The organism is Shewanella sp. 125m-1 (assembly GCF_052977065.1).
Map to the genome: position 1 here is coordinate 81,755 of NZ_JBRILT010000001.1, position 25,428 is coordinate 107,182.

The following is a 25,428-nucleotide window of genomic DNA, read 5'->3' on the forward strand; positions in this document are numbered from 1 at the left end:
ATAAACGATTATTTATCTTTTTTAGGTGACTGATAATGCTGCGGCAACACTCTGACTGTTTTTATCATGTTGTCTGCAACATCAATGACCTCTAGCGGGTAACCGTACAAACGCATTGATGTGTTTGGTTCAGGGATCTCTTCGAGATATTCAAGGACTAGGCCGTTAATGGTTTTAGGTCCATCAATCGGAAAGTGCCAAGCCATCTCTTTGTTTAAGTCGCGGATGTTGATACTCGCTTCAATCAGATAACTACCATCTTGCTGTTGGGTGATATCCTCACTCGCGGTGGTCACCATTGAGGTGGTAAAGTCTCCTACAATCTCTTCTAAAATATCTTCCAATGTCACTAAGCCCTGAATATCGCCGTATTCGTCGACCACAAGGCCAATACGTTCTTTATTGTGCTGAAAATTAGACAATTGCACGTTAAGAGGTGTGGCTTCAGGAATGAAATACAGCTCCTTTACTGCTCGAAGTAATGATGATTTACTAAATTGTCCCTTAGATTGCAGACGAAGTGCATCGCGTAAATGCACAAAACCAACGGCATCATCAACGGTGTCTCGATAGAGTAAAACACGGGTGTGCGGGCTTTGAATAACTTGTTTGTTAATGCTCTTAAAATCATCATTAATGTTGATAGCGTATAAGTCTGAACGCGGGATCATGATGTCATCTACAGTGACGTTTTCTAGATCCATAATCGACAATAACATCTCTTGGTGACGCCGAGGGATTAAGGCGCCCGCCTCATTCACAACTGTACGCAGTTCTTCTTGGCTCAAAGCATCATCGGCTTTAACAGATCGGATCCCGAGTAAACGTAAGAAGCTTGAGGTAATGAAATTTACAACTTTAACGAAGGGCGACAATATGACTAATAGCACGCGAAGGATATAGCTAGAGGGGAATGCGATACGTTCAGGGTGAAGAGCCGCAACGGTTTTTGGGGTGACTTCAGCAAAGACTAACACGACTAACGTTAATACACCTGTGGCAATGGCGACCCCCATGTCACCAAATAAGCGCATACCAATAATGGTTGCGATGGCTGAGGCCAAAATATTAACTAAGTTATTACCGATAAGAATTAAGCCAATGAGCCTATCAGGACGTTCAAGCATCTTTATGGCGCGAATGGCACCTTTATGACCACTGTTAGCCAGGTGGCGTAAGCGATAGCGATTGAGCGACATCATGGCGGTTTCTGAGCCTGAGAAATAGGCTGAGAGTAGAATCAAGACGAACAAAATAGATAAAAGTGCGCCAGTGGATATATCGTCCAAACTTTGGAGCTCCGCTGTTGTTTTAAAGATAGAGGCGAATAAACATTGAATAAAGTGCTATAAAAATTAGTAATTACAGAACTTTCAAAGGGGTGTCAAGTTTAGCCCATCATTTGAAGATGGGCTAAATGACGAAAGTGGTGGCATTAGCTGAGAATGAGTTCTTTTACAATACGAGCACCAAAGTAGGCCAGTGACAGCAAGACCGCACCAGTCAAAGTGTAAGCAACAGCGGTTCTAATGCGGCAACCTACCCAGTACTGCTGGGCTAACATGGCGATATACACACACCAAGCCATGATAGAAAGAACAGCCTTATGACCTTTACCTTCTTCAAACATGTCGTCGAGGAAGATAAAGCCTGTAGCAAGTGACAGACTTAATAAAATCACCCCTACAATCACTAAGTGATACAGCTGCTTCTCTACTGTCATTAGCGGTGGCATTGCCGAAGTCATTATTAATTTCTTACTCTTTAGGCGGTTTTGAATGATTGCCAGCTGAATCGCGTACAGGGCTGCAATCATCAGGGCACTGTAGGCCATAAGCGACAAGACAACATGCACTAAAACATCCGGGTGAACTTCAAAATGGATGATGTACTCAGGCGGTACTAGCCAAAGCAAGGCCACTGATATTACTGAACAGGCAAAGACAACCGGTAAAACAACAATGACTTTGAGTCTAAAAAGTAAAATGGTGAAACTGAACGTGATAATCCAGTTAACCATCGAAATCACGTTGGTTAAGCTAAAGTTTTGTCCATCACCTGTGATGATAGCTTGTGACAATGCCGCAGCATGAAACACCACGCCGAGCGCGGCAAAGACTGCAATTAATTTTCTGTTTGGTCCATCAACATGAAAAAGTCGGCTTGCGACGAGAACCAAAGCAATACTATAGAACAACATGGCTGTAGCTGAGAAAATGACCATCGAGTATTAACCTACTTTGTTTTTAAGGACCTAATGTTCTAACAATGCATTAAAAGTTGACCAAACGACTCGCATAGTAGCGTGATTCAAGCATGAGTTAAATCACTGAGTGAGCTAAATATAGCCTTGAGTCTAGCCATTAAAGTCGTTTCGACTTTATTCATTAAGTTAGCATGTAATATTATTGTGTAGAATAGCATGAGCGGAAGGGATTTGGGCAGTGACCTTGGTTGCAAAAATAGGTCGATTTTTTATCTTATTGACGATTTTTAGTGATTTTTTACGTTTCACTGCACTGAGTTGTAAAAGTAACTTGCGTCATTCTGTAGCATAATATCTGGGCATCGCTATAATACAGCCCCATCAATGTAAATTTTAAACGGTAAAGAACTGGATAATGTTTGAGAACTTAACTGACAGATTGTCACGGACTCTGAAAAATATCAGTGGCCGTGGTCGCTTAACGGAAGAAAACGTTAAGGAAACCTTACGCGAAGTCCGCATGGCACTTCTTGAGGCCGATGTTGCCTTGCCTGTGGTTCGTGAATTCGTAAATAGCGTTAAAGAACGCGCTGTTGGACAAGAGGTTTCAAAGAGTCTAAGTCCAGGCCAAGCCTTTATTAAGATCGTTCAAAGCGAACTTGAAAATGCGATGGGCGAAGCGAATGAAGCTTTAGACCTATCGGCTCAACCGCCTGCAGTGATCATGATGGCGGGTTTGCAAGGTGCGGGTAAAACCACCAGTGTTGCAAAGCTCTCTAAATTCTTGCGTGAACGCGAGAAGAAGTCTGTTCTCGTTGTGTCTGCCGACGTATACCGTCCAGCGGCGATTAAACAGCTAGAAACCTTAGCCGCTGAAGTTGAAGTTGAATTCTTCCCGTCAGATGTGAGCCAAAAGCCTGTTGATATCGCTAAGGCTGCAATTGCACACGCAAAGCTTAAGTTCATTGATGTGGTTATTGTCGATACTGCAGGTCGTTTGCACGTCGATGAAGCCATGATGGATGAAATTAAAGAGCTTCATGCTACGGTGAACCCGGTTGAGACATTGTTCGTGGTTGATGCCATGACGGGTCAAGATGCGGCAAACACAGCAAAAGCCTTTAATGAAGCGCTACCGTTAACCGGTGTGGTACTGACCAAAGTCGATGGTGATGCACGAGGCGGTGCAGCATTATCGATTCGCCACATTACGGGTAAACCAATTAAATTCTTAGGTGTGGGTGAAAAGACCGATGCGTTAGAAGCATTCCACCCAGATCGTGTCGCATCACGTATTCTAGGTATGGGCGACGTTCTTTCTCTTATTGAAGAGGTTGAGCGTGGTGTAGACCAAGAAAAGGCGATGAAGCTTGCAGCTAAAGTAAAAAAAGGCGGCAACTTTGATTTAGAAGATTTCCGCGAACAGCTGCAACAGATGAAGAACATGGGCGGCATGATGAACATGATTGAGAAGCTACCTGGTGTGGGGCAATTACCACCAGAAGCACTTGCTCAAGTTCAAGATGGCAAGATGACTGGGCAGATGGAAGCGATTATCAATTCTATGACGCCAGGTGAGCGCCAACGTCCCGATATTATCAAGGGTTCACGTAAGCGTAGAATCGCGCTGGGCAGCGGCACACAAATTCAAGATGTGAACCGCTTACTTAAGCAGTTTACTCAAATGCAGAAAATGATGAAGAAAATGTCAGCGAAAGGCGGCATGAAAAAAATGATGCGTGGCATGAGTGGTATGTTACCACCAGGCATGAAAATGCCAGGCCGCTAGGCATTTAGAATATTCTGCATAGCTAAATTTACAGACTAGAGTGAAACTTGCTCTGGTCTGTAAATCGTTTTAGGCGTAAAAAACGCCGATTACGGTTGCATTCGCCGGTCAGTCAGGTAAAATCTGCCGGCTTTCTATCTGGGGCTCTTCGCGAACACGGAGTTTCAGTTTTTATTTTTGCTTGATAAAAAGCAAATCATTAGAGGATACCAAACGCATGGTTACCATTCGTTTAGCTCGTGGCGGCGCAAAAAAGCGTCCATTTTATAACATCGTTGTAGCTGACAGCCGTAACGCCCGTGACGGTCGTTTCATCGAGCGCGTTGGCTTTTTTAACCCAGTAGCTCGTGGCCAAGAAGAAGCTCTACGCTTAGATCTTGACCGTGTTGAGCATTGGGTTGCTAACGGTGCTGCTACTACTGATCGTGTAGCAAAACTGATCAAAGACGCTCGTAAAGCAGCTGCTTAATAGCGTTAGGGTATAGATTGATGAGTAGTAAACAAGAACCCGTCATCCTTGGGAAATTAGGTTCCAGTTTTGGCATTAAAGGTTGGTTGAAGATCACTACCTATACCGACTCTGTTGAAGGTATCTTTGACTATTCTCCTTGGCTTATTAAAGAGCAAGGTGAATGGCGCGAGGTTAAAGTCGCCCAGTGGCGTTTTCAGGGTAAAGCGGTTGTCGCTTGTCTTGAAGGCGTAACAACACGGGATGAGGCTCAAGCGCTTACTAATTGTGAGATTGCTGTGCCTGCTGAGCAGATGCAAGATTTACCAGAAGATGAATTCTACTGGCGAGATCTGATCGGATGTGAAGTGACTAATACCAAAGGCTACAACATGGGTACCGTTCAGGAGATCGTGGAAACAGGATCGAATGACGTACTTCTAGTTAAAGCTAACGCAAAAGATGGCTTTGGCAAAGCGGAACGTATGATTCCCTTTGTTACTGACCAGTTCATCCAAAAGGTGGACCTGGCAGCAAAACAGATTTTAGTGGATTGGGATCCGGACTTCTAAGTCGAGGTACAACATATGTGGTTAGGGGTAGTAACCCTGTTTCCCGAGATGTTTCGTGCCGTAACAGACTTTGGTGTAACGGGTCGTGCAGTTAGCAAAGGGTTGCTAGAGTTGCAAACGTGGAATCCTCGAGATTTCACCCATGATAAACATAAAACAGTGGATGATCGCCCTTATGGTGGTGGCCCTGGAATGTTAATGATGGTGCAGCCTCTACGTGATGCCATCCATGCAGCAAAAGCTGCAGCTGGAAAAGAGGCAAAGGTGATCTACCTTTCTCCTCAAGGCCGTAAGCTGACACAGCAAGGCGTTGAAGAGTTAGCGCAATCATCCAGTTTGGTTTTAGTGTGTGGTCGATACGAAGGTGTCGATGAACGTATTATTCAAACTGAAGTGGACGAAGAGTGGTCGATAGGAGATTACGTGCTTTCGGGCGGTGAACTTCCAGCGATGACTTTGATTGATTCAGTATCTAGATTGGTTCCTGGCGTGCTAGGAAAACAAGCTTCCGCAGAGCAAGATTCTTTCTCTGATGGATTACTGGATTGCCCCCACTATACGCGTCCTGAAAGTTTGGATGGCCTGGATGTTCCAGCCGTATTGTTAAGTGGTAACCACGAACATATTAGACGCTGGCGTCTACAGCAAAGCCTAGGTAGGACTTTGTTGAGACGACCAGAATTACTTGAAAATCTAGCTCTGACTGGCGAACAAGAGAAGCTATTAGCTGAATTTGTTGACACCATCAAACAAGATGATTAGTCGAAGCGCAGTTATTACTAGTATGGAGTTTATTTAATGAATAACATCATCAAAATGCTCAACGAAGAGCAAATGAAAACCGACGTACCACAATTTGGTGCCGGTGATACAGTAGTTGTTAAAGTACGTGTTGTAGAAGGCGGTAAAGAGCGTCTACAGGCGTTCGAAGGCGTTGTAATCGCTAAGCGTAACCGCGGCGTTCACTCTGCATTCACAGTACGTAAAATCTCTAATGGTGAAGGTGTTGAGCGTGCGTTCCAGACTCACAGCCCAATCATCTCTAGCATCGAAGTTAAGCGTCGCGGCCGTGTTCGTCGTGCTAAGCTTTACTATCTACGTGATCGTTCAGGTAAGTCTGCACGTATCCGTGAGAAGCTTGCTACTAAGTAATTTAGTACTTGCTATAAAAAAGATGCAGTGTTCGCACGAGAAACCGCCTATATGGCGGTTTTTTGTTGCCTAAATTTAATGGGCTTTTCAATTTCTTTCCTGAATCTTCATGTTATTGGTATTACTCTTCAGCCGTATTTACGAAAGCTAGATTAGAAATTTTCATTTATAGAAAACGTCGCTTGATCTCACCGCTTCATCTAGGCATAGTGTTCTTAAGGTGTAATGGTGTACCGTTACGGTGATGCTCGGTTCGGACGATAAAACCGAGCTTAAAATATAAGTTGAGACGTTCTTCAGTGACATAAAGACTGTTAGCGCAAAGCAGATAAGAGATAAAGGCAGGTGGTTATCATGCAACAAGACACAATTAATAATGTTCATATCAGTTCTGAGCAAGTTCTCGTGACTCCTGAGGAGTTAAAGCGCGATCTGCCTCTGTCTAAGCATGCTTATCAATATGTGCTAAATGCCCGAAAAACCGTGTCAGATATCGTACACAAACGTGATAATCGTGTGCTTGTGATCTCTGGTCCTTGCTCAATTCATGATATCGATGCCGCTAAAGAGTACGCTTTGAAGCTTAAGAAACTTCATAATGAGCTCGGCGAGCAGTTTTTTGTATTGATGCGTGTTTACTTTGAAAAACCGCGTACAACGGTTGGCTGGAAGGGCATGATTAATGACCCTGATATGAATGAATCATTTGATGTTGATAAAGGTCTAAGACAAGCAAGAGAGCTAATGATTTGGCTTGCTGAGCTTGAGTTACCTGTTGCGACCGAAGCCCTGGATCCTATCAGTCCGCAATACATGTCAGAACTCATTACCTGGTCTGCAATTGGCGCACGTACAACAGAATCTCAGACTCACCGAGAAATGGCCTCGGGTCTTTCTATGCCAGTTGGCTTTAAAAACGGCACTGACGGCAAGCTGGGCGTTGCGATAAATGCGCTAGAGTCGGCCGCGAGTGGGCACCGCTTCATGGGGATTAATCAACAAGGTCAGGTGGCACTACTACAAACTGCCGGTAATCCAGATGGACATGTTATTTTACGTGGCGGTAAAACCCCAAATTATGACGCAGCAAGTGTCGCTGAGTGCGAACAGCAGTTACATGCGGCAAAGCTTAATGCACGCTTGATTGTTGATTGCAGCCATGGGAATTCGTCGAAAGATCACAATAAACAAAAGCCTGTATGTGAAGATGTATTTAATCAAATTGCTGTAGGTAATCAATCTATTATTGGTGTTATGCTAGAAAGCCACCTCAATGCTGGTAAGCAAAGTAGTGACATACCGATGAATCAACTGGCTTACGGTGTATCGGTGACCGATGCTTGTATAGACTGGCAAACCACGGAAAACTTGTTACGAGATGGTGCTAGCTTATTAGCCCCAATATTACCGACTCGATTTGATATGCTGAAAGTAGCAAATGGCTGATGGAAGAAAGATTGATGAATGAGAAGACTACAGCAGAGCTTGAGAACCTGAGAGGTTTGATTGACGGTGTCGATCAGCAGTTACTGCATTTACTGAGAAAACGTTTAGATCTTGTTGCACAAGTTGGCGCGGTAAAACATGGTGCAGGTTTGCCAATTTACGCGCCGCAGCGTGAAGCTAATATGCTAGCGAAAAGACGTGCTGAAGCGAAAGCGATGAATGTCGCGCCGCAACTCATTGAAGATATTTTACGTCGCCTTATGCGTGAGTCTTACCTTAATGAAAAGGACGTAGGCTTTAAGCAAATTAAGGCTGATTTGGGTCATGTGGTTATTGTGGGGGGGGAAGGTAAGTTAGGTGGGTTGTTCTCACAGATGTTAACGCTTTCTGGTTATCAGGTAAAAACGCTTGATAAAGATGATTGGATAAACAGCGAAAGCATCTTTGAGGGGGCAGGCTTGGTTATTGTCACCGTGCCGATAAACATTACCTGTGAATTAATTGCTGAGCAACTGACAAACTTACCTAAAGATTGCATCTTGGCCGATTTGACTTCCATCAAAGGAGCACCAGTGGAGGCGATGCTGGCGGCGCACTCTGGCCCCGTGCTTGGCTTACACCCTATGTTTGGTCCAGATGTAGGCAGCCTTGCAAAGCAAGTTGTCGTCGTGTGTCACGGCCGCGAGCAACAGGCTTATCAATGGCTGATAGAGCAGATTGAGATTTGGGGAGCTCGAATTGTTGAAGCTGAGCCAAGCAAACACGATAAAGCGATGCAATTGGTGCAAGCCATGCGACATTTTTCCTCTTTTGTATATGGCTTGAACCTTTACAAAGAGGAAGCAGATATTGAGTCATTGCTACAGTTTAGCTCGCCAATTTACCGCTTAGAGCTGGCTATGGTAGGACGCTTATTTGCCCAAAGCCCTGAGTTATATGCTGATATTATCTTCGCTCAAGAGGAAAGCCTTGTTGCGATCAGCGATTACTTAGATAACTACTCTCAGGCGTTATCTATTTTAAAGTCCGGCAATCGCGATGCGTTTGTGGCTCAGTTTGCAGAGGTGTCTCGCTGGTTTGGTGATTTTGCGCCGCAATTCCAACGTGAGAGTCGTGCGATGTTGCAATCAGTAAACGACATGAAGACTGGCTAATAACTGCTCGTAATCCTTAAATTGAAAAGGCGCTTAGGCGCCTTTTTTTGCTTTTGCTTTACTTACCTTTAATTGAATGACTGCGCATTTTTGGTCATGCTTATCACTACTTAAAAACTTCACTCTTGCGAATGCATCTTGAGATAACGTCGCTACCCTCGGCTCCTGCGCTTGCATTAATCACTGAAAATAAAGCTTTTTATTTTATATTCCTTCAGTACTTTAAGTGTTTATTAGTTAACACTTAAAGTGATCTCTTTCATAGTTTTAGCTTTTGTTGTTAGAAAACCCTTTTGCAATTCGTCAAGAAGCGTACACTAACATCAAAACATGCAGATGAGATGCATGATTAAAATATAGGAGTTAGTGTCGTGTTTTGTATTCAATGTGAGCAAACAATTAGAACACCTGCGGGTAATGGCTGTAGCTACACGCAAGGTATGTGCGGTAAGTCGTCTGATACCTCAGACTTACAAGATCTTCTTATCTATATTCTCCAAGGTGTGTCGTCATACGCGGCCCTTGCTCGTGAAGTCGGCATTATCGACCATGAGATTGATACCTTTGTGCCAAAGGCATTTTTCGCGACACTGACCAACGTTAACTTTGATGATGAGCGTATCATTGCTTATACCACCCAAGCTGAAACTTTCCGTAACCGTTTAAAGTCGGCATACGAAGCTAAGTGCGGTGAACTAAGCATTGAAGCCAAGCCAATGAATGCGCCTATGCAGTTGGTATTAGGCGCGACTAAGCCTGAAATGCTATCTCAAGCGCTTCAAGCTGTGCCTAACCGTGGTAAAGATGAAGTCCATGAAGATATTATGGGTTTACGTTTACTTTGCTTATACGGCCTTAAAGGCGCAGCAGCCTATATGGAGCATGCTCGCGTACTTGAGCAAACCAGCGATGAAGTGGCTGGCGAGTTCCACGAGATCATGGCTTTTCTTGGTGAAGACTCAGTTGATGCCGATAAGCTATTTAATACAGCAATGCAGATTGGTCAGCTTAACTACCGCGTAATGGCAATGCTCGATGAAGGGGAAACCCATGCCTTTGGTCACCCAGAGCCAACGCAAGTTAACACTAAATCTGTAAAGGGTAAGGCTATCTTAGTGTCTGGTCATGACATGAAAGATCTTGAGCTTATTCTTGAACAAACCCAAGGCAAAGGTATTAACGTTTACACCCACGGTGAGATGTTACCTGCACTGGCTTACCCTGAACTTAAAAAGTATCCACACTTAGTGGGCAATTACGGCAGTGCATGGCAGAATCAGCAAAAAGAATTTGCGACATTCCCTGGTGCAGTAGTAATGACATCAAACTGTATTATTGACCCAAATGTGGGTGATTACTCAAACCGTATCTTCACGCGTAGCATTGTAGGCTGGCCTGGTGTAACCCACATTGTTGGTGATGATTTCAGTGAAGTAATTGCTAAAGCTGAGTCTTTAGAAGGCTTTATCTATGATGAGATCCCCCATCTAATCACCATAGGTTTTGCTCGTAATGCGCTGATGGCTGCTGCACCTACTGTAATCGAGAATGTGAAGAGCGGTGCAATCAAGCATTTCTTCTTGGTCGGTGGATGTGACGGTGACAAGCAAGAGCGTGGTTACTTCACGGATATCGCGACTCAAGCGCCAGCGGATTCGATTATTCTGACATTAGGCTGTGGTAAATATAAGTTCAACAAACTTGAGTTTGGTGACATCAACGGTATTCCACGTCTATTGGATATTGGCCAGTGTAATGATGCTTACTCTGCGATTCAGCTTGCTATTGCACTGTCTGAAGCATTTGAGTGCGATATTAATGAATTGCCACTTACCTTAGTACTTTCATGGTTTGAACAAAAAGCCATTGTCGTGTTATTGACACTATTATCACTGGGTGTGAAGGACATCATGACAGGTCCTACGGCACCAGCATTCCTAACGCCTAACTTGGCCAAAGTGCTAGAAGAGAAGTTTGGTCTTCGTAACACCACAACTGTAGAAGCAGATCTAAATCGCATCCTTAATGTAGCGTAACTGCATCGATACGGGTGATAAGTAAGTTTAAAATGGTCACCAATGTGTGGCCATTTTTAGTTTAAGGGTTAACAACTTAGTTTGATAGGTAGGTATAGCGTGAATATGGCAATGAATAAGCAAACTTCTCATTTAGAATCTTTTTCGGCTCAGCAATGGCAGTCTGGGGAACATCAACTGGTGTGTGTGGAAAAATGGAATGAGACTCACGATGTTATCAGCTTTAGATTTCAAGCTGCCACTCCAGTTAAGTTTCATTTTAAGCCCGGTCAGTTTCTTACTTTATTGCTGGAAATTAATGGTGAGAAAATTGCTCGTAGCTATACCATAAGCTCGTCACCTTCACGTCCATATTCTATTGTACTAACCATTAAGCGTATTGCAGGTGGCAAGGTTTCAAACTACTTAGCCGATAACCTTGAAGTCGGTCATATGGTGCGAGCTCTCGGCCCCGATGGCGTATTTAATTTAGTTGATATTCAAGCGCAAAAGTATCTGTTTTTAAGTGCTGGCTGCGGTATCACGCCTATGTACTCCATGTCTCGTTGGTTAACCGATACCGAAGTTGGCCCAGATGTGAGCTTTCTTCATAGTGCAAAATCTAGTAACGATCTTATATTTGAAGCGTCTATTTCACAGATGGCTGAGCGCAGCGCCCGATTTAAGCTTAACTACATTTTAGAAGAGGTTAGTGAGCAAGCGAGTCCTTATATCGATAATCTGCCTGGGCGTCTAAATGTTGATAACTTAGCGAGATTGGTACCAGACTTTAAAACTCGAACGGTTTTTGTATGTGGCCCTGAGCCTTATATGAAAGCAGTAAAAGCATTACTTGAGTCGTTAGACTTTGATATGACGCATTTCCACCAGGAAAGCTTTGGTAGCTTTAAAGGGGATAGCGCCGAACTGGCTGCAGCAAAAGCGCAAACTACAGCTATTAACGCAGAGACAAGCGGTTTTATGTTGATGATCGGTGATAAAAGCCGAACCTTGTCTGCAGAACAAACCGTATTGGACGGCATTGAAGCCGAAGGGTTACCTATTCTTGCTGCCTGTCGTTCAGGTGTTTGCGGTGCATGCAAGTGTAGGGTTGTTAAGGGAGAAACCGAGTCTACAAGCCAAATGGCATTGACACCTGATGAGGTCGCACAGGGCTTTGTGCTAGCATGTTCAACTAAATTAAAGTCAGATGTGACCTTAGAACTGTAAGTATATAAACCTAAGCGCTAAGTCAATGGCATGAAAATCTGAAATAAATCAGGCGTGAAAGTTGCGTAACTCATCATGAGAAAGTAAGGTTAATGATAGGTCGTGATGGAATTGCGCCTGTCTCTTATTTCTTTTTGGAGTGGCGTATGGCATCAACATTACATTCTCAATCACTAGCGCTGCAAGATAAAAATCTCGCACACTTCCTGTATGCGCTGATGGCATGCTTTCCGATAATGTTAGTGCCCACAGCCCTTAGTCTTGTTATTAATCTGTATCAGCCACAGCAAAATGCCAATAGCATGCTGGCAATCCATTTACGTTGGCAGCGTTGGTCTATCCTCGGCCTATTTTTAGTCATGTTAACCGGGTATTTGTGTGCTCAGCCGTGGTTAAGTGCCACGCTCTATGTTGGCGGTGCGATATGGTTTAGCGGCAGAGTGATTAAAGGTTGGCTGAGCTTAATTGAAGGCCGCATAATCTAATCTCTGTTATTTCCCCCCTCCCTTTTGCTTAATGAGACTTCACTGTGACTAGTTACGAAATCTTATGTCTACTTTCTGTGCTTTCTCTGGTGATATCTCTTGTCTCTTCACGTTTACATCGTTGGCAACAAACCGTCACTATTACTGCACTGGCATTGTGTTTGAGCTTAGCTATTTTGGTGGCCGGTAAGATCTTTGGTATAAAAATTTATTCAACCTTAGTGACCGATCTCGAGCAGCTTGATTTTACAGCTCTACTGCTTAATGGAATGCTGGGTTTTTTACTGTTTGCTGGCACGTTACAGATTAAGCTCAATATATTAAAAAAACAAAAGTGGGAAATATTCATACTGGCTTTTGTGGGGACGCTAATATCAACATTTGTTGTTGGTAGCTTGCTGTACCTATTCGCTATTGCTATCGGTTTACCCCTAAACTTTAGTTATTGCCTGCTATTTGGTGCACTGATTTCGCCAACGGATCCTATTGCGGTGTTGGCAATCATTAAACAGCTTGGCGCGCCAGAAGATATTGCCACTCAGGTTGAGGGTGAATCGCTCTTCAATGACGGTATTGGTTTGGTAATTTTTATCACCGTTTCACAAGTCGCGTTTTCAACTGAGCCGTTAACATTTATTGATGTAAGTAAGCTTTTTATTAGAGAAGCGTTAGGCGGTCTACTCTACGGTGGAGTATTGGCCGCTATTCTACATGGCATGCTGCATTTCTCTGAAGAGCGAACGCAGTATTTACTGATGACATTATTGGTGCCGAGTGCAGGTTACATTGGGGCCGATATGTTGGGGGTTTCAGGGCCCCTAGCCATGGTCGCAGCCGGAATTATCATTGGCAATGTGAGTGTGCCTAAGTTGCTAAAGGAAGAGGAGCAAGGACACCTAGAGAGTTTCTGGTTATTAATAGAGTCATTTTTCAATTCATTATTGTTTCTGCTATTAGGCTTACTACTGCTACTCATTCATTTCGATGTTGAGTTGTGGTGGTTTATGCTGCTTGCTGTCCCGATAGTGTTAATTGGGCGCACTATCAGCATTTATCTACCTTATTTTGGCTTTAGGCGTTTTAGGCACTATAACTCTTATGCAGAAAAAATCTTGGTATGGGGAGGATTACGTGGCGGCTTAGCGTTAGCGATGGCGATGAGTTTACCTACCGGCATAATTGTCATGAGTGGCAGCAATATAGACCTGCGAGAGCTGCTAATGGTGATGACTTACGCTGTGGTGGTTTTTTCTATCTTAGTCCAAGGGACAACGATCCCTCGGTTGATTGATAAAAGTAACGCTGAGCAAGCTGCTCAGCGTAAACGCTAATTTCAATTCAGACGCGGTTTGATAATGAATATCAGTTTCTTTATCAAGCCGCCGCTATCAAATAATCAATATCAAGCTATCGCTATCAAATTGTCTGTATAAGCCATCGCTATTAAGCTGACTATATCAAATAACTTATATCGAGAGACTAACTTTCAAGATGCTGATATAAAAGACTAATATAAATTTACCCGTAAGCTAATGGTATAGATTGCCTAATAGCTCATTGAAGAGCGTTGTAGAGTCAGCTTTTGATGCTTGCTCAATAGCACTTAAATTCACCATGACACCATCGCCTTTTAACTGTTTTATCGCCTTAACAAATGTAGGCATTTGTTCTGCTTCAATCGCGTAGCTTGGATTGACCAAAATAGGTAAGTGACTCAGGGCTTTTAGCTCAACCAATGCCGCTAGATCCAGTGATGGTTTTCCTGAGTTATTAAGGGTTGTGACCCCTGATTCACACAAGATAAGTTGTTGATTACCTTGGCTCAAGATAACCTCTGCTGCATTAAGCAGATCATCGACGCTAGCCATGGTATTGCGCTCGACTATAACCGGAACCAGTAAAGAGCCAAGTTGGGTTAAAATGGCTTGGTTATACATTAGATTCCCCGATAGCATGACTACATCTGCAAACTGAGTCGCCATGGTTAAATCGGTTTCATGTTCAATGACAAGGACACAAACTAAATCAAATTGTGCGAGAGCATGCTTAAACTTATTGATGGAGTTAATGACATCGCTTTGCTGGTTTAATCCCTGTATCGCAACGGCTTGGAAACCTGATTCTTTAAGCTCTTTTGCTAGCTGCTCAACTTGCTGAAGCTCTAGGGGGAGTTGTACTTGAGCTATCGCACCGATATTACCGGCTCCTAGGTTTAGCTGGCCGCAGATAACTTGCGTAGACTCACTCTTATATTGCTTACTAAAGCGCTGTTGCTTACTACTGGTTGTTGCTGCAACAGTGGTCGACTTAGAGGTGTTAGGCTCAATCATCAACTGGCTATTACTCAGTTGAGTAGGCTTAACGGTTTCACAGGGATAGCAACCGAGCACTTTAATAAAGCGAGTGGTGCGCTCTAACTCTTTAAGCGCAGCTTGCATCGGCTCGCTTGATAGATTGGCATCGATATCTAAATAGAACATCTCTTCCCAAGGCGTGCCAGGAATAGGACGAGATTCGAGTTTACTCATATTAAGATTACGCGCCTTTAACACAAGTAAGGCCTCAACGAGTGCGCCAGGCTTTTGGCCTGTAGCCATGATCAGTGTGCACTTTGCTGGAAGCTGCGATGGCACTTCAACAGCCTTTCTTGCGACAACGATAAAGCGGCTTTGATTAATTTTTTGATTGGCAAGATCTGCTTCAATCGCTTCTAATTGATACAAGGCGCCGCCTTCTGCACTACCGATAGCAGCGACACTGTTATCATTTGCATTACAGACTTTTTCCATCGCTTCTGCACTACTAGAGCAATACTCTAGTTTGAATTCACCGTGCTGACTTAAGTAGCGACTGCATTGACTAATCGGCTGAGGATGTGCATAAACTGTTTTGATGTCACTAATAGTGCTGCCGCTATTGGCCAGTAAGCAGTGACCAACCTCGATGGTGGTTTCCCCAACAATAGCAAGACTGGTGTGCTGTAATACGTCATACACTTCGTTAATAGAGCCTGAAGAGGTATTTTCTATTGGCAGGAAGCCATAGTCGGCGTGGCCAGATTCAACGGCTTGTACTATTTCATCGAAACTTTTGCAGCCTAAATCTTGCATCTCCACTTGGCGTCTATCGCAGTATCGGCTGGCAGCTAGATAGGAGTATGAACCTCTAGCGCCAAGGTAGGCGATACAATATTGCTGCTGTTGGGTTTCTGGATTTGCGCGGCCGTGTAAATAAGCTTGCTGGTTAAGCACTGAGTCTTCGATGATGCTTTGATAGAGTGAGATGACATAATGGGCATCTAATCCTTGCTCACGCCCCTGTTTTACAAGACGTGATAACAGCTCTTTTTCCCGGGTAGTATCGCGGATTGGTCTGACATCGACTTCTTTACTGCGTGCGACATCTAGGCTTAATTCTCTGCGCTTTGCTAGCAGAGCCAGCAGTTCATTATCGAGACTGGTGATCTGCTCTCGAGTGTGATTTAAGGGTTGTGGTTTACTCATCTTAGCCTCTGACTCTTGTATTGCGCTTAGTATTAATACCCTAGTGATAAGCAGGACAATGTATGCTTACCTTAGCTGATATAAAAAAGCCTCCCATGTGGGAGGCTTTGGAATTTTCACTTTCGTTTTTACACCGAAATTCCGCCTCCGAGGGTGGGGGACATAAAAAAGAAAGTAAAAAACGTAGTATGGATTTTATTCATTGAAATAAAACTAAAGCGGGGGGCCTTAAGTGTCAATAAAAACTTAGCCTAATTGAGTTTTTTGCAATAAAAAGCGCACCCGAAGGTGCGCTTTGCGTGTAAATTTAACAATAATATCAAGCTGCGTATTCCTCCTCTAGGTTGTCATCAAAGTCGTCATCAATGGCATCATCTTCTATTTTAAGTGTTGCGTGACGTTGACTTTCAGGTTTATGAGTCAGGCGGTTTAGCTGTTTCTCCAGCTTTTGTCCCATTGCATTAATAGCTGCATAGAGGTCGTCGTGTTTCGCCTGGGCAAATAACTTGGCACTTGGGATGCCGACAGAAGCTTCAATTTTAAACCCTTGCTTCTCCTGTAAAATAATTACGTGTGGATTAATTAGCTGCACATCGTGTCTTGCTAATTTCTCTAATCTGGCTTCAATACGTTCGCGGATAGACTCAGTAACTTCAAAATGCTTGCTAGTAATCTTTATCATATGTCGAACCTTTTGTTGTTTCCTTGAATTCAGACTACCAATCTCAGATATGAAAGTCGTGATCTAAATCACGTTTTATTGGCTCTTTTAAACTGTTCGCCTTTTATTTGATCACTTAGACAAATATAGACAATAACTGGCCAAATTTCCTTGTAAACCCCAAAAAATCAGGTCATATTGGATTGGATAAGTCGTCCCTTATTTAGTGTTTTCAGCAAAAAAATCAGTGTAAATAACTCGATAGCTCTTCAGTAATTCCGCGTTTATAATGACCTCCTCAGGTAAATTAATTTTCAAGAGTGACAGTTGATGGAACAAAATCTGGTCAAAATTAAAGTGTGGGATCTTCCGACGCGTGTTTTTCATTGGGGTATGCTGTGCTTACTCGGTGGGTTATGGTGGACAGCCGATGCTGGTGAGATGGAGTGGCATCAAATTCTTGCCTATGGCTTGATGATTTTGATTGCTGTAAGGCTTATCTGGGGACTCGTTGGCAGTGATACGGCTCGTTTTAGTCACTTTGTTTATTCACCTAAAACGGTTATTCACTACCTCAATCGAACTCGACGCGAAGGGATCTCATCATCAATAGGCCATAATCCCGTCGGCGGTTACATGGTGGTGACCTTAATTACGCTTATCTGTATTCAGCTGATAACGGGCTTGTTTGCAACCGACGATATTTTTACTGAAGGCCCTCTGTATTCGTTTGTTAGCTCAGATACGGCAAGTTGGTTAACTTGGTTACATAAGAAGAACTTTGACTTGATTTTAATCTTAGCGGCAATGCACGTGTTAGCCGTTGGAGTGCACATGATTAAAGGCGATAAAATTCTTGGTGCCATGTTTAGCGGTTATAAAAGTCTACCAGAATCGGAAATCACAGATTCTAGCGCTAACAATTTAGCCTTCGCATCCATGTTAAAAGCACTTGTTTTAGTCTTAGTGGTGGGCGCTTTGGTACTGAACTATCTGATGTGGCCTGTGATTGATATGCTCTAAGGACTTAAATAAAAAGCCAGTCGGGACTCAGACTGGCTTAATGGAAAGTATGCCTCTAATTCTGGACTAGAGGGGCTGACGTTTATAGTTAGTCTTTTTTATAAACGTCATGACAGCCTTTACAGCTTTTTCCTGTATTGCCAAAGGCTTGCTTCATCTCTTTCTTATCACCGCTTTTTGCTGCCAGCGCAAGAATCGCGGCGTTCTCTTGGAAGGTTTTCATCTTGGCATCAAAATCAGCTTTATCACTCCAGACTTTAGCTAATGCTTCGGTGTCACCTTTATCAGAACCTGCAACAAAGCCTTCAAGTGGTAGCTTTGATAAGGCTGCAACATTTTCAGCTCGCATAGCAAAAACTTCAGCGTTGAACTCTTTTTTGCCTTTAAGCATTGCACCCATGTCACCAAAGTTATGGGCAATCATGCTAAATGCAGATTGACGGTAATCGATTGCGTCATCGGCTTCTTTAAAGTTATTTGCATATGCACTAGTGGCTAGGGTCGCAGTTGCTGCTAGTGCGATAAGGCTCATTTTGGCTGTCTTTTTCATGGTAATTCTCACGTTTTTATTGTGTTATGTGATCTGTTTTCGCCTAATGTATATAGTTTTATCTTGCTGACTGCAATCGTTTTTCACAATAGTTACTCTTAGTTACAAATGAGTTTTATTTAGTAAGAGCTAATGTTGTTATAAAAAGTGCATGGTGGTTGGCATTCTTGATACAATCGCTGTAATGACGCACTAGTACGTGATTGTGGCTGAAATTAGGAGATAAAATGCGAGCAGAATGGGGTTCGGTTTTAGAGAAAGTCTTATCGCATCAAGCGCAGGACGATTTAACTGTATTGTTTGAGCTGTTACTAACGGAAGAGGAACGCAGTGCTGTCGCGGGCAGGCTAAAAGTTTTTCAGATGCTATTAGATGGTGAGATGAGTCAGCGTCAAATTGCGCAGGAATACCAAATAAGTATTGCGACGATTACACGTTGCTCTAATTATCTTAAGCATATGACTGAGCAGCAAAGAGAAAAGGTTAGGCTGTTAATCTTGTAAATGACTAGGTACGAAGCAGGGCACGAGCAGGAATGGTTTCCTGATGTGCCGAGCAGATTCATCTTCACCTATCCGATATCACAATAGTGGCGCTGCAACGATTCGATGTTTGCGATACTGGGTACGTCTTAAACCTATATATAGTGCGTAGCTGAGCAACATAAGGCTCAATACTGGTGCTAACCTTGAGTCGAGTTTTAACAGAAGTAGCGCCATTAATAGGTAAAGTGCAGGGGTGTGCTCATAAAGGGCTATAGGAAGTAAGCCTTTTTTTCTACGTTTTTTAGGATCCGTTCGGCGGTTACTCGAGCGTAATGCATAAATTTTACTTCCTAGCAGAAATAATAACACCGCAAAAAGCAGGGCGTAGGTCTGTTCTAACATAAGTATACTTGCGCTGGCGATAGTGAAGTAGCAGTAGGGTAGAGCTTCATAGACCGTTTTTGAGAGCATTGCAGTTCCTTTGCAAAAATAACTAATAATTCCGTAGCTTAATGTTAAGTTTTTTATTATAGAGCATAAAAAAAGCCCGTTTCATTATCATTAATGAAACGGGCTTGAATTCAACCTAAAGAACTAGTGTCTGCAGCCACAGCCGCCGTTACCGTCACAACCTTCTTTAGCTTCTTTAGTTTCGTCATCACTGCAGCATCCGCCTTCGTGACCGTGACCGTGATCGTGTCCGCCGCCACAACATCCACCTTCATGAGAATGTTCATGACCGCCGCATCCGCCGCCGTGAGCGTGAATGTGGCCGTGGGCAATTTCTTCTTCAGTCGCTGCACGTACTTCAAGTACTTCAACATTGAAAACTAAAGATTGACCTGCAAGAGGATGGTTGCCATCTACAATAACAACATCATCTTTAACTTCTGTCACTTGTACTGGACGTTGACCCATTTCAGTCTCTGCGATAAAACGCATACCTGGAACGATGTCTTCAATGTCGCCAAACGCTGATATTGGTACTTCTTGGCGAAGCCCATCATGATATGGACCGTAGCCTTGCTCTGCATCTACGGTGACATCAAGGGTGTCACCCTGTGCTTTGCCTTCAAGCGCAGCTTCTAGACCAGGGATCATGTTTTCTGCACCATGCAGATAGATCATTGGCTCGGCTTCAAAAGAACTTTCTACAAGCTGGCCTTTCGCATCTGATAATCGGTAATGGATGCTAACAGCACATTTTTCGGTGATTTTCATATTGGCTCCAATCGGAAATTTGCGCGCATTCTAGCCTGCTTTAACGCTATTTGCGATAGATTGAATGCACTTCTGCTACCTAAGCCACATCTTTAGGGGGATAAATTAGTATTGGCTTAAACGAGCCGGATTAGATACAGAAGGAATTTTCATATCGAGTGCAAACTTATTCATAGGTCGATTTTTGTCAGTCCGTCAGCCCCTTTTTGCTGAACTATTAAGAATGTTACGTTTGGGCTATTTCATATTTAAGTCGTGGATTTGTACCGATTTTGATATTCTGACTTTTTAGGTGACAGCTATCTGTCTGATTTTAATTGTGTTATTTGTTTTATGGGTTTTGGTTTACGTCAACGTAACTTAGCCGTTATGTAATAAATTCTTCATTAAACTCCCATTGATAGTTGTTTTATGGCTGTTTTATCTCGTTTATTGCTAATAGTCTTAATAATAACAATAAAGTTGGTTTTAGGGGTTGACACTCGTTAGCAAAAAAGCAATTGTGTTAGTACACAAATCAATCCAATTGGATAGAAACGAATTTATATGTTTAGCCAGGTTTTAATGAACACCACCATTATTACAACCACCACGATTACCAACGTGGGGGCGGGCTAAGCACAACCTGATATAAGTAAAATATCAAGCCCGCTCCCCCAAAAGGAGCGGGCTTTTTTGTTTCTTAGGTGGCGCGGCACAAGGAGTTTTTGATGAAAGTAATGAAATTTGGTGGAACCTCGCTGGCGAATTGGCAGCGCTTTAAAGGCGCAGCAGAAATTATCAGCCAGTCAGCTCATTCACAAGCAACCGCCGTAGTATTGTCAGCCCCAGCCACAGTGACAAATGGCTTGATTGAGATGGTTGATGTTGCGGTGAATGGCGGTGACTACCGCGCCGTGTTAGCCAAAGTAGGAAGGGTGTTTGATGAACTATATGCTGCGGCGGCTGCCAGCTTAAGTGCAGAACAAAATACTTTGCTTAATGAAAAACTGCAGCAACAACTCACATTTTGGCAAAGTAAGCTTGAAGGGATGAGCTTACTTGAAGAGTGCCCTGAAAGTGTTGAAGCACAAGTTTTAGTTGGAGGGGAAAAGCTATCATCTGCGTTAATGGTTGAGGTGATGAAGTCCTTTAACCATAGCGCTGATTTATTAGTGCCAGAGTCTCTACTTGTCGGTTATGGCCCTCGCCTAGAATCTGCTGTTGATATTGAAGCGAGTAAACTGCGCTTCAATGCACTGGATTTATCGGTCGCGCAGGTTTGGGTAATGCCTGGATTCACTGCAGGCGACAGCGAAGGCAAGGTGGTTACACTTGGGCGTAATGGTTCAGATTATTCTGCGGCGGTGTTGTCAGCTTGTCTTAGTGCTAGTTGCTGCGAGATCTGGACTGATGTGGACGGCATTTATAATACTGACCCACGAGTGGTGACAGACGCCAAGTTGTTATCGCAACTGAGTTATCAAGAAGCGATGGAAGTATCATATTTTGGCGCAAAAGTACTGCACCCAAAAACGGTCGCACCCATTGCTCAATATCATATCCCTTGTTATATCCGTAATACTTTTAACCCAGATGCAGTCGGCACTCTAGTGTCTGATAAGCCAGACGAAACAGGGTTACATGTTAAAGCCATTTCAAATTTAGATGATCAAACCATGTTTGATGTGTCGGGACCTGGTATGAAGGGGATGGTCGGCATGGCGAGTCGTACACTGGGGGCGATTTCGCGCTCCGGCGTATCTGTGTCCTTGATCACTCAAAGCTCCTCTGAATACAGCATCAGTTTTTGTGTTTCTACTGAAGATGCGATTAAAGCCAAGTTTGCCCTAGAGCAAGAATTTGAACTTGAACTTAAAAACGACATTTTAGAGCAGATTGAGATGCGTCACGATTTAGCGATAGTCTCACTGATTGGCGATGGTATGCGCACTCACAAAGGTGTTGCTGCCAAGTTTTTCCAGGCGCTTGCACAAGCGACCGTTAATATTGTTGCGATTGCTCAGGGATCATCAGAGCGCTCGATTTCAGCTGTTGTTGAGCAGCGCAAGACTAAGCATGCAATAGCGGCATGTCATCAGTCATTTTTCGATGTGCAACATTACCTTGATGTATTTCTTGTGGGCTGTGGCAACGTCGGGGCTGGGCTGCTTAAGCAGATTAATAAACAGCGCAAGATATTAAAGCAGCAGCATATTGCCATTCGGGTTTGTGGTGTCGTGAACTCACAAAAGATGTTGTTAGATGCCGAAGGTATCGATCTTAATAACTGGCAGGGGTTGTTAGCAGATTCTGAGCAGCAAGCGGATCTTGATGCGATGTTAGTGTGGGCGAAAGAGCAACAACTACTCAACCCCGTGCTGGTGGACTGTACTTCAAGTGAATTGGTATCCGATAAATATATTGATGTTATGAATGCAGGACTTCACGTTGTTACGCCTAATAAGAAGGCCAACACTCGTGATATGGCTTACTACCAATATTTAAGGAAAACAGCGCTTAAACAGCGTCGTCAATTTCTTTATGAAACCACAGTCGGCGCTGGGTTACCGGTTATCGATAACCTAAAAAAACTGCTATTCGCCGGTGATGAGCTGCAACGCTTTAATGGTATTTTATCCGGTAGCTTGTCCTACATCTTCGGTATGTTAGATGAGGGCATGACACTGTCTCAGGCGACATCTATTGCAAGAGATAAGTGCTTTACAGAGCCAGACCCTAGAGATGATTTAAGTGGCATGGACGTGGCGCGTAAGGTATTAATTTTGGCTCGTGAAGTGGGAATGAATTTAGAGCTGAGCGATATCCACGTAGAATCAGTACTGCCCGACTCATTTGATGCCTCTGGTGACGTGAATGCATTTATGAACAATTTACCGTCTCTTGATGCTGCCATTGCCCAGCGGGTAGAAGCGGCAAAATCACAGGGTAAAGTGCTGCGTTATGTTGGCCAAATCGATGAGGAAGGCTGCAAGGTTAAGATTGTTGAAGTTGATGCAGCCGACCCTTTATATAGTGTGAAAGGAGGTGAAAATGCGTTGGCCTTTTACAGCCGTTATTATCAGCCGATCCCATTTGTTCTTAGGGGGTATGGCGCGGGTACCGATGTTACCGCGGCTGGTGCATTTGCCGATATTTTACGTACACTAAATTGGACTCGAGAGGTGGGCGTATGAGTGTCACTATTTATGCTCCAGCATCGATGGGCAACGTCGGAGTAGGTTTTGATTTACTAGGCGCGGCGTTAGCGCCCGTCGATGGTAGCCTGCTTGGTGATAAAGTCACTGTAGAGGCTGCTGAGAATGGATTGTCGTTGGTTTTAGCGGGTCATTGGGCTGATAAGCTTCCGCAAGATCCGCAACTAAATATTGTTTATCAATGTGCTGAATTTTTCTTAAGCCATTTAGATAAAAGTGCGGGACTTAAATTAACCTTAGAGAAAAATTTACCTGTAGGCAGTGGACTTGGCTCGAGTGCTAGCTCAGTTGTGGCAGCATTGATGGCGCTGAATGAATATTTTCAGCAGCCATTTAATCCGCAAGAACTACTGCGATTAATGGGCGAGTTTGAAGGCAAAATTAGTGGTTCAATTCATTATGATAACGTTGCACCTTGTTACTTAGGGGGGATGCAGCTAATGCTTGATACGCCCAAGAGTGTTTGTGAAGCGATCCCAGAGTTTAAGCAATGGTATTGGGTGGTGGCGTATCCAGGCATCTCGTTATCGACCTCAAGAATGCGCCAACTGATGCCAACTACATTCGATAAACAGACCACTATTGATTTTGGGCGTTATTTAAGTGCCTTTGTACACGCATCCTATAAGCAAGATGCAGATCTGGCGATTGCGGTATTAAAGGATGTGTTAGCTGAGCCTTATCGCGCTGGGGAGATCCCTCACTATCAAAATGCTAAAGCGGCTTTAGCCGAGTTAGGCATGCTAACGACGGGGATCTCTGGCAGTGGGCCAACACTTTTCAGTGTTACTGATGATCTGAGCGTCGCTCAACAAGCGCAGCAGTGGTTAGATACCTATTATATTGAAGCTGGTAAAGGGTTTTCTCATATCTGCAAAATTGATAGCACTGGCGCACGTAAAGTTGATTAAGCATGCAGGAAAAAGATCGTAATAAATTGAATTTAAAGGAAGTCACCATGGAATTGTATAACCTAAAGCACCCTTCACAGGTGGTAAGTTTTACTGAAGCGGTAAAGTTAGGTCTTGGAAAAGACAGAGGCTTGTTTTTCCCAAAACAGATCCCGCAGTTGCAAGATGTCGATAGTCTATTGGCGCTCCCCTTTGTTGAAAGAAGTAAGAAAGTCATTGGCGCTTGGTTAGCATCAGAACTTGGCCAAGATACAGTTGATAGATTAGTAGAGCGCGCCTTTAATTTTGAGCTGCCATTAGTGAAAGCCGATAGTAATCTCTATAGTCTTGAGCTGTTTCACGGCCCTACGCTTGCCTTTAAAGACTTTGGCGCTCGTTTTATGGCTCAGTGTTTAAATGAGTTAGCCAAATCAGAAAAAATTAATATTCTAACAGCGACGTCTGGCGATACTGGCGCTGCGGTAGCGGATGCATTTTATGGCTTAGATAACATTAATGTGGTTGTGCTATATCCAAAAGGAAAAATCAGTGTGCTACAGGAAAAGATGTTTACCACCTTAGGGGGCAACATCCATACCGTGGCGGTAGAGTCTGACTTTGATGCGTGCCAAACCTTGGTGAAGCAATCGTTTGAAGATCTTGATATTAGAGACGGTTTACATCTTAACTCAGCTAACTCTATCAATATCAGCCGCTTGCTGGCGCAAATTTGCTATTACTTTGAAGCGGTTGCTCAATTTAAGCTGCACAATGACAGCGATCCTGTTATTGCCGTTCCAAGTGGTAACTTCGGTAACCTAACGGCGGGCTTATTTGCTAAAGCCATGGGGTTACCTATCAAACGATTTATTGCTGCTACAAACAGTAATGATACCGTGCCACGCTATTTAGAAAGTGGTACTTGGTTGCCTGAAACAACGGTTGCGACAATATCTAATGCGATGGATGTAGCAGAGCCAAGTAATTGGCCACGTGTTGAAGCGATAGTGAAGGCGATGGATTGGTCTTTGGAAGATATTGTAGGGTTAGGGGTATCAGAAGCGCAAACAGCAGACTCTTTGCAAGCGCTTAATCGTTCGGGATACGTTTCAGAGCCCCATGCGGCTATTGCAGCATTAGCGCTTAAACAGACGATGACAGCAGATGAGAAGGGAATATTTCTCGCTACAGCTCATCCGGCTAAGTTTAATGAGGTGGTCGAGGAGATCCTTAATATTGAATTAGCGTTACCAGAGCCTTTAGCTAGAGTCGTTCCCAAAGCCATTTTATCGGCAGAATTACCGGCAGATTTTGAACTGTTAAAGGCTCACCTATTTAAGCTGTTATCGGTTTAGTATTTTACAAAATTACAAGTCGTTACTTAAACAAGGAAGCTGTTAA

The 25,428-nt window shown here is 43.5% G+C and carries 23 protein-coding genes and 1 other annotated feature; of the genes, 16 read left to right on the forward strand and 7 right to left on the reverse strand.

Going from position 1 to position 25,428, the window contains the following annotated elements; genetic code table 11:
• Positions 1 to 8: 8 nt before the first annotated feature.
• Together ACVBIK_RS00365 and ACVBIK_RS00370 are read right to left on the reverse strand one after the other, a co-directional pair.
• Positions 9 to 1,289, reverse strand: coding sequence for an HlyC/CorC family transporter (locus tag ACVBIK_RS00365; RefSeq protein ID WP_447160425.1), 1,281 nt, complete (start codon positions 1,287 to 1,289; stop codon positions 9 to 11).
• A 146-nt stretch (positions 1,290 to 1,435) separates the two neighbouring features.
• Positions 1,436 to 2,224, reverse strand: coding sequence for a cytochrome C assembly family protein (locus ACVBIK_RS00370; RefSeq protein WP_447160426.1), 789 nt, complete (start codon positions 2,222 to 2,224; stop codon positions 1,436 to 1,438).
• A gap of 397 nt (positions 2,225 to 2,621) precedes the next feature.
• On the opposite strand from ACVBIK_RS00370, the gene ffh reads away from it, so the two are divergent.
• The 11 genes from ffh (at position 2,622) to ACVBIK_RS00425 (ending at position 13,828) form a co-directional block, all read left to right on the forward strand.
• Entirely contained in the window at positions 2,622 to 3,995 is a 1,374-nt protein-coding gene (gene ffh, locus ACVBIK_RS00375) for a signal recognition particle protein (RefSeq protein ID WP_447160427.1), read from the forward strand.
• A gap of 217 nt (positions 3,996 to 4,212) precedes the next feature.
• A complete protein-coding gene (rpsP, locus tag ACVBIK_RS00380) occupies positions 4,213 to 4,464 on the forward strand; it encodes a 30S ribosomal protein S16 (RefSeq protein WP_012154307.1) in 252 nt (83 codons plus the stop codon).
• 20 nt (positions 4,465 to 4,484) lie between these two features.
• Positions 4,485 to 5,015, forward strand: a complete 531-nt coding sequence (rimM, locus tag ACVBIK_RS00385; RefSeq protein WP_447160428.1) for a ribosome maturation factor RimM — start codon at positions 4,485 to 4,487, stop codon at positions 5,013 to 5,015.
• A 15-nt stretch (positions 5,016 to 5,030) separates the two neighbouring features.
• The gene (trmD, locus tag ACVBIK_RS00390) at positions 5,031 to 5,777 is read left to right on the forward strand and encodes a tRNA (guanosine(37)-N1)-methyltransferase TrmD (protein ID WP_447160429.1); all 747 of its coding nucleotides are present in this window, start codon (positions 5,031 to 5,033) and stop codon (positions 5,775 to 5,777) included.
• A gap of 36 nt (positions 5,778 to 5,813) precedes the next feature.
• Entirely contained in the window at positions 5,814 to 6,167 is a 354-nt protein-coding gene (gene rplS, locus ACVBIK_RS00395; RefSeq protein ID WP_012276214.1) for a 50S ribosomal protein L19, read from the forward strand.
• Between the two features lie 354 nt (positions 6,168 to 6,521).
• Positions 6,522 to 7,613 (forward strand): 3-deoxy-7-phosphoheptulonate synthase, encoded by a 1,092-nt coding sequence (locus tag ACVBIK_RS00400; protein ID WP_447160430.1) that lies wholly within the window; start codon positions 6,522 to 6,524, stop codon positions 7,611 to 7,613.
• Positions 7,614 to 7,627: 14 nt separating this feature from the next.
• Positions 7,628 to 8,767, forward strand: a complete 1,140-nt coding sequence (gene tyrA / locus ACVBIK_RS00405) for a bifunctional chorismate mutase/prephenate dehydrogenase (RefSeq protein WP_447160431.1) — start codon at positions 7,628 to 7,630, stop codon at positions 8,765 to 8,767.
• Between the two features lie 371 nt (positions 8,768 to 9,138).
• Positions 9,139 to 10,803: a hydroxylamine reductase gene (gene hcp / locus ACVBIK_RS00410; RefSeq protein WP_447160432.1), complete on the forward strand. Its 1,665-nt coding sequence runs from the start codon at positions 9,139 to 9,141 to the stop codon at positions 10,801 to 10,803.
• Between the two features lie 105 nt (positions 10,804 to 10,908).
• Complete coding sequence (locus ACVBIK_RS00415; RefSeq protein WP_447163718.1) at positions 10,909 to 12,012, forward strand: FAD-binding oxidoreductase; 1,104 nt, start codon at positions 10,909 to 10,911, stop codon at positions 12,010 to 12,012.
• Positions 12,013 to 12,158: 146 nt separating this feature from the next.
• On the forward strand, positions 12,159 to 12,497 hold the full coding sequence (locus ACVBIK_RS00420) for a hypothetical protein (RefSeq protein ID WP_447163717.1): 339 nt from the start codon (positions 12,159 to 12,161) through the stop codon (positions 12,495 to 12,497).
• A gap of 44 nt (positions 12,498 to 12,541) precedes the next feature.
• Positions 12,542 to 13,828, forward strand: coding sequence for a cation:proton antiporter (locus ACVBIK_RS00425; RefSeq protein ID WP_447160435.1), 1,287 nt, complete (start codon positions 12,542 to 12,544; stop codon positions 13,826 to 13,828).
• 198 nt (positions 13,829 to 14,026) lie between these two features.
• Here ACVBIK_RS00425 and pheA read toward each other — a convergent pair whose 3' ends face one another.
• The gene (gene pheA, locus ACVBIK_RS00430; protein WP_447160436.1) at positions 14,027 to 16,000 is read right to left on the reverse strand and encodes a prephenate dehydratase; all 1,974 of its coding nucleotides are present in this window, start codon (positions 15,998 to 16,000) and stop codon (positions 14,027 to 14,029) included.
• A 79-nt stretch (positions 16,001 to 16,079) separates the two neighbouring features.
• Positions 16,080 to 16,200, reverse strand: a sequence feature (Phe leader region).
• A 119-nt stretch (positions 16,201 to 16,319) separates the two neighbouring features.
• Positions 16,320 to 16,682 (reverse strand): ribosome hibernation-promoting factor, HPF/YfiA family, encoded by a 363-nt coding sequence (gene hpf, locus ACVBIK_RS00435; protein ID WP_012154318.1) that lies wholly within the window; start codon positions 16,680 to 16,682, stop codon positions 16,320 to 16,322.
• 309 nt (positions 16,683 to 16,991) lie between these two features.
• Here hpf and ACVBIK_RS00440 point away from each other — a divergent pair, with 309 nt between their 5' ends.
• Complete coding sequence (locus tag ACVBIK_RS00440; protein ID WP_447163716.1) at positions 16,992 to 17,684, forward strand: cytochrome b/b6 domain-containing protein; 693 nt, start codon at positions 16,992 to 16,994, stop codon at positions 17,682 to 17,684.
• Between the two features lie 88 nt (positions 17,685 to 17,772).
• On the opposite strand, the gene ACVBIK_RS00445 is transcribed toward ACVBIK_RS00440, so the two are convergent.
• The gene (locus ACVBIK_RS00445; protein ID WP_447160516.1) at positions 17,773 to 18,216 is read right to left on the reverse strand and encodes a c-type cytochrome; all 444 of its coding nucleotides are present in this window, start codon (positions 18,214 to 18,216) and stop codon (positions 17,773 to 17,775) included.
• Between the two features lie 245 nt (positions 18,217 to 18,461).
• On the opposite strand from ACVBIK_RS00445, the gene trpR reads away from it, so the two are divergent.
• Positions 18,462 to 18,737 (forward strand): trp operon repressor, encoded by a 276-nt coding sequence (trpR, locus tag ACVBIK_RS00450; RefSeq protein WP_439267710.1) that lies wholly within the window; start codon positions 18,462 to 18,464, stop codon positions 18,735 to 18,737.
• A gap of 78 nt (positions 18,738 to 18,815) precedes the next feature.
• On the opposite strand, the gene ACVBIK_RS00455 is transcribed toward trpR, so the two are convergent.
• Both ACVBIK_RS00455 and slyD read right to left on the reverse strand, forming a co-directional pair.
• The gene (locus ACVBIK_RS00455; RefSeq protein WP_447160439.1) at positions 18,816 to 19,190 is read right to left on the reverse strand and encodes a hypothetical protein; all 375 of its coding nucleotides are present in this window, start codon (positions 19,188 to 19,190) and stop codon (positions 18,816 to 18,818) included.
• A 123-nt stretch (positions 19,191 to 19,313) separates the two neighbouring features.
• A complete protein-coding gene (slyD, locus tag ACVBIK_RS00460; protein WP_447168829.1) occupies positions 19,314 to 19,940 on the reverse strand; it encodes a peptidylprolyl isomerase in 627 nt (208 codons plus the stop codon).
• 710 nt (positions 19,941 to 20,650) lie between these two features.
• On the opposite strand from slyD, the gene thrA reads away from it, so the two are divergent.
• From thrA to thrC, 3 genes are read left to right on the forward strand one after another with little or no spacing between them, the layout of a single operon-like run.
• The gene (gene thrA, locus ACVBIK_RS00465; protein WP_447168830.1) at positions 20,651 to 23,116 is read left to right on the forward strand and encodes a bifunctional aspartate kinase/homoserine dehydrogenase I; all 2,466 of its coding nucleotides are present in this window, start codon (positions 20,651 to 20,653) and stop codon (positions 23,114 to 23,116) included.
• A complete protein-coding gene (gene thrB, locus ACVBIK_RS00470) occupies positions 23,113 to 24,048 on the forward strand; it encodes a homoserine kinase (RefSeq protein WP_447160442.1) in 936 nt (311 codons plus the stop codon). The genes thrA and thrB overlap by 4 nt, the downstream gene beginning before the upstream one ends.
• 47 nt (positions 24,049 to 24,095) lie before the next feature.
• Positions 24,096 to 25,382: a threonine synthase gene (gene thrC / locus ACVBIK_RS00475; RefSeq protein ID WP_447168831.1), complete on the forward strand. Its 1,287-nt coding sequence runs from the start codon at positions 24,096 to 24,098 to the stop codon at positions 25,380 to 25,382.
• The last annotated feature ends 46 nt before the right edge of the window (positions 25,383 to 25,428 follow it).

Coding starts and splice junctions, on each gene's coding strand:
- ACVBIK_RS00370 (WP_447160426.1), bottom strand. CDS start 2,224: ATGGTCATTTTCTCAGCTACAGCCATGTTGTTCTATAGTATTGCTTTG.
- ffh (WP_447160427.1), top strand. CDS start 2,622: ATGTTTGAGAACTTAACTGACAGATTGTCACGGACTCTGAAAAATATC.
- rpsP (WP_012154307.1), top strand. CDS start 4,213: ATGGTTACCATTCGTTTAGCTCGTGGCGGCGCAAAAAAGCGTCCATTT.
- rimM (WP_447160428.1), top strand. CDS start 4,485: ATGAGTAGTAAACAAGAACCCGTCATCCTTGGGAAATTAGGTTCCAGT.
- trmD (WP_447160429.1), top strand. CDS start 5,031: ATGTGGTTAGGGGTAGTAACCCTGTTTCCCGAGATGTTTCGTGCCGTA.
- rplS (WP_012276214.1), top strand. CDS start 5,814: ATGAATAACATCATCAAAATGCTCAACGAAGAGCAAATGAAAACCGAC.
- ACVBIK_RS00400 (WP_447160430.1), top strand. CDS start 6,522: ATGCAACAAGACACAATTAATAATGTTCATATCAGTTCTGAGCAAGTT.
- tyrA (WP_447160431.1), top strand. CDS start 7,628: ATGAATGAGAAGACTACAGCAGAGCTTGAGAACCTGAGAGGTTTGATT.
- ACVBIK_RS00415 (WP_447163718.1), top strand. CDS start 10,909: ATGGCAATGAATAAGCAAACTTCTCATTTAGAATCTTTTTCGGCTCAG.
- ACVBIK_RS00420 (WP_447163717.1), top strand. CDS start 12,159: ATGGCATCAACATTACATTCTCAATCACTAGCGCTGCAAGATAAAAAT.
- pheA (WP_447160436.1), bottom strand. CDS start 16,000: ATGAGTAAACCACAACCCTTAAATCACACTCGAGAGCAGATCACCAGT.
- hpf (WP_012154318.1), bottom strand. CDS start 16,682: ATGATAAAGATTACTAGCAAGCATTTTGAAGTTACTGAGTCTATCCGC.
- ACVBIK_RS00440 (WP_447163716.1), top strand. CDS start 16,992: ATGGAACAAAATCTGGTCAAAATTAAAGTGTGGGATCTTCCGACGCGT.
- ACVBIK_RS00445 (WP_447160516.1), bottom strand. CDS start 18,216: ATGAGCCTTATCGCACTAGCAGCAACTGCGACCCTAGCCACTAGTGCA.
- trpR (WP_439267710.1), top strand. CDS start 18,462: ATGCGAGCAGAATGGGGTTCGGTTTTAGAGAAAGTCTTATCGCATCAA.
- ACVBIK_RS00455 (WP_447160439.1), bottom strand. CDS start 19,190: ATGCTCTCAAAAACGGTCTATGAAGCTCTACCCTACTGCTACTTCACT.
- slyD (WP_447168829.1), bottom strand. CDS start 19,940: ATGAAAATCACCGAAAAATGTGCTGTTAGCATCCATTACCGATTATCA.
- thrA (WP_447168830.1), top strand. CDS start 20,651: ATGAAAGTAATGAAATTTGGTGGAACCTCGCTGGCGAATTGGCAGCGC.
- thrB (WP_447160442.1), top strand. CDS start 23,113: ATGAGTGTCACTATTTATGCTCCAGCATCGATGGGCAACGTCGGAGTA.
- thrC (WP_447168831.1), top strand. CDS start 24,096: ATGGAATTGTATAACCTAAAGCACCCTTCACAGGTGGTAAGTTTTACT.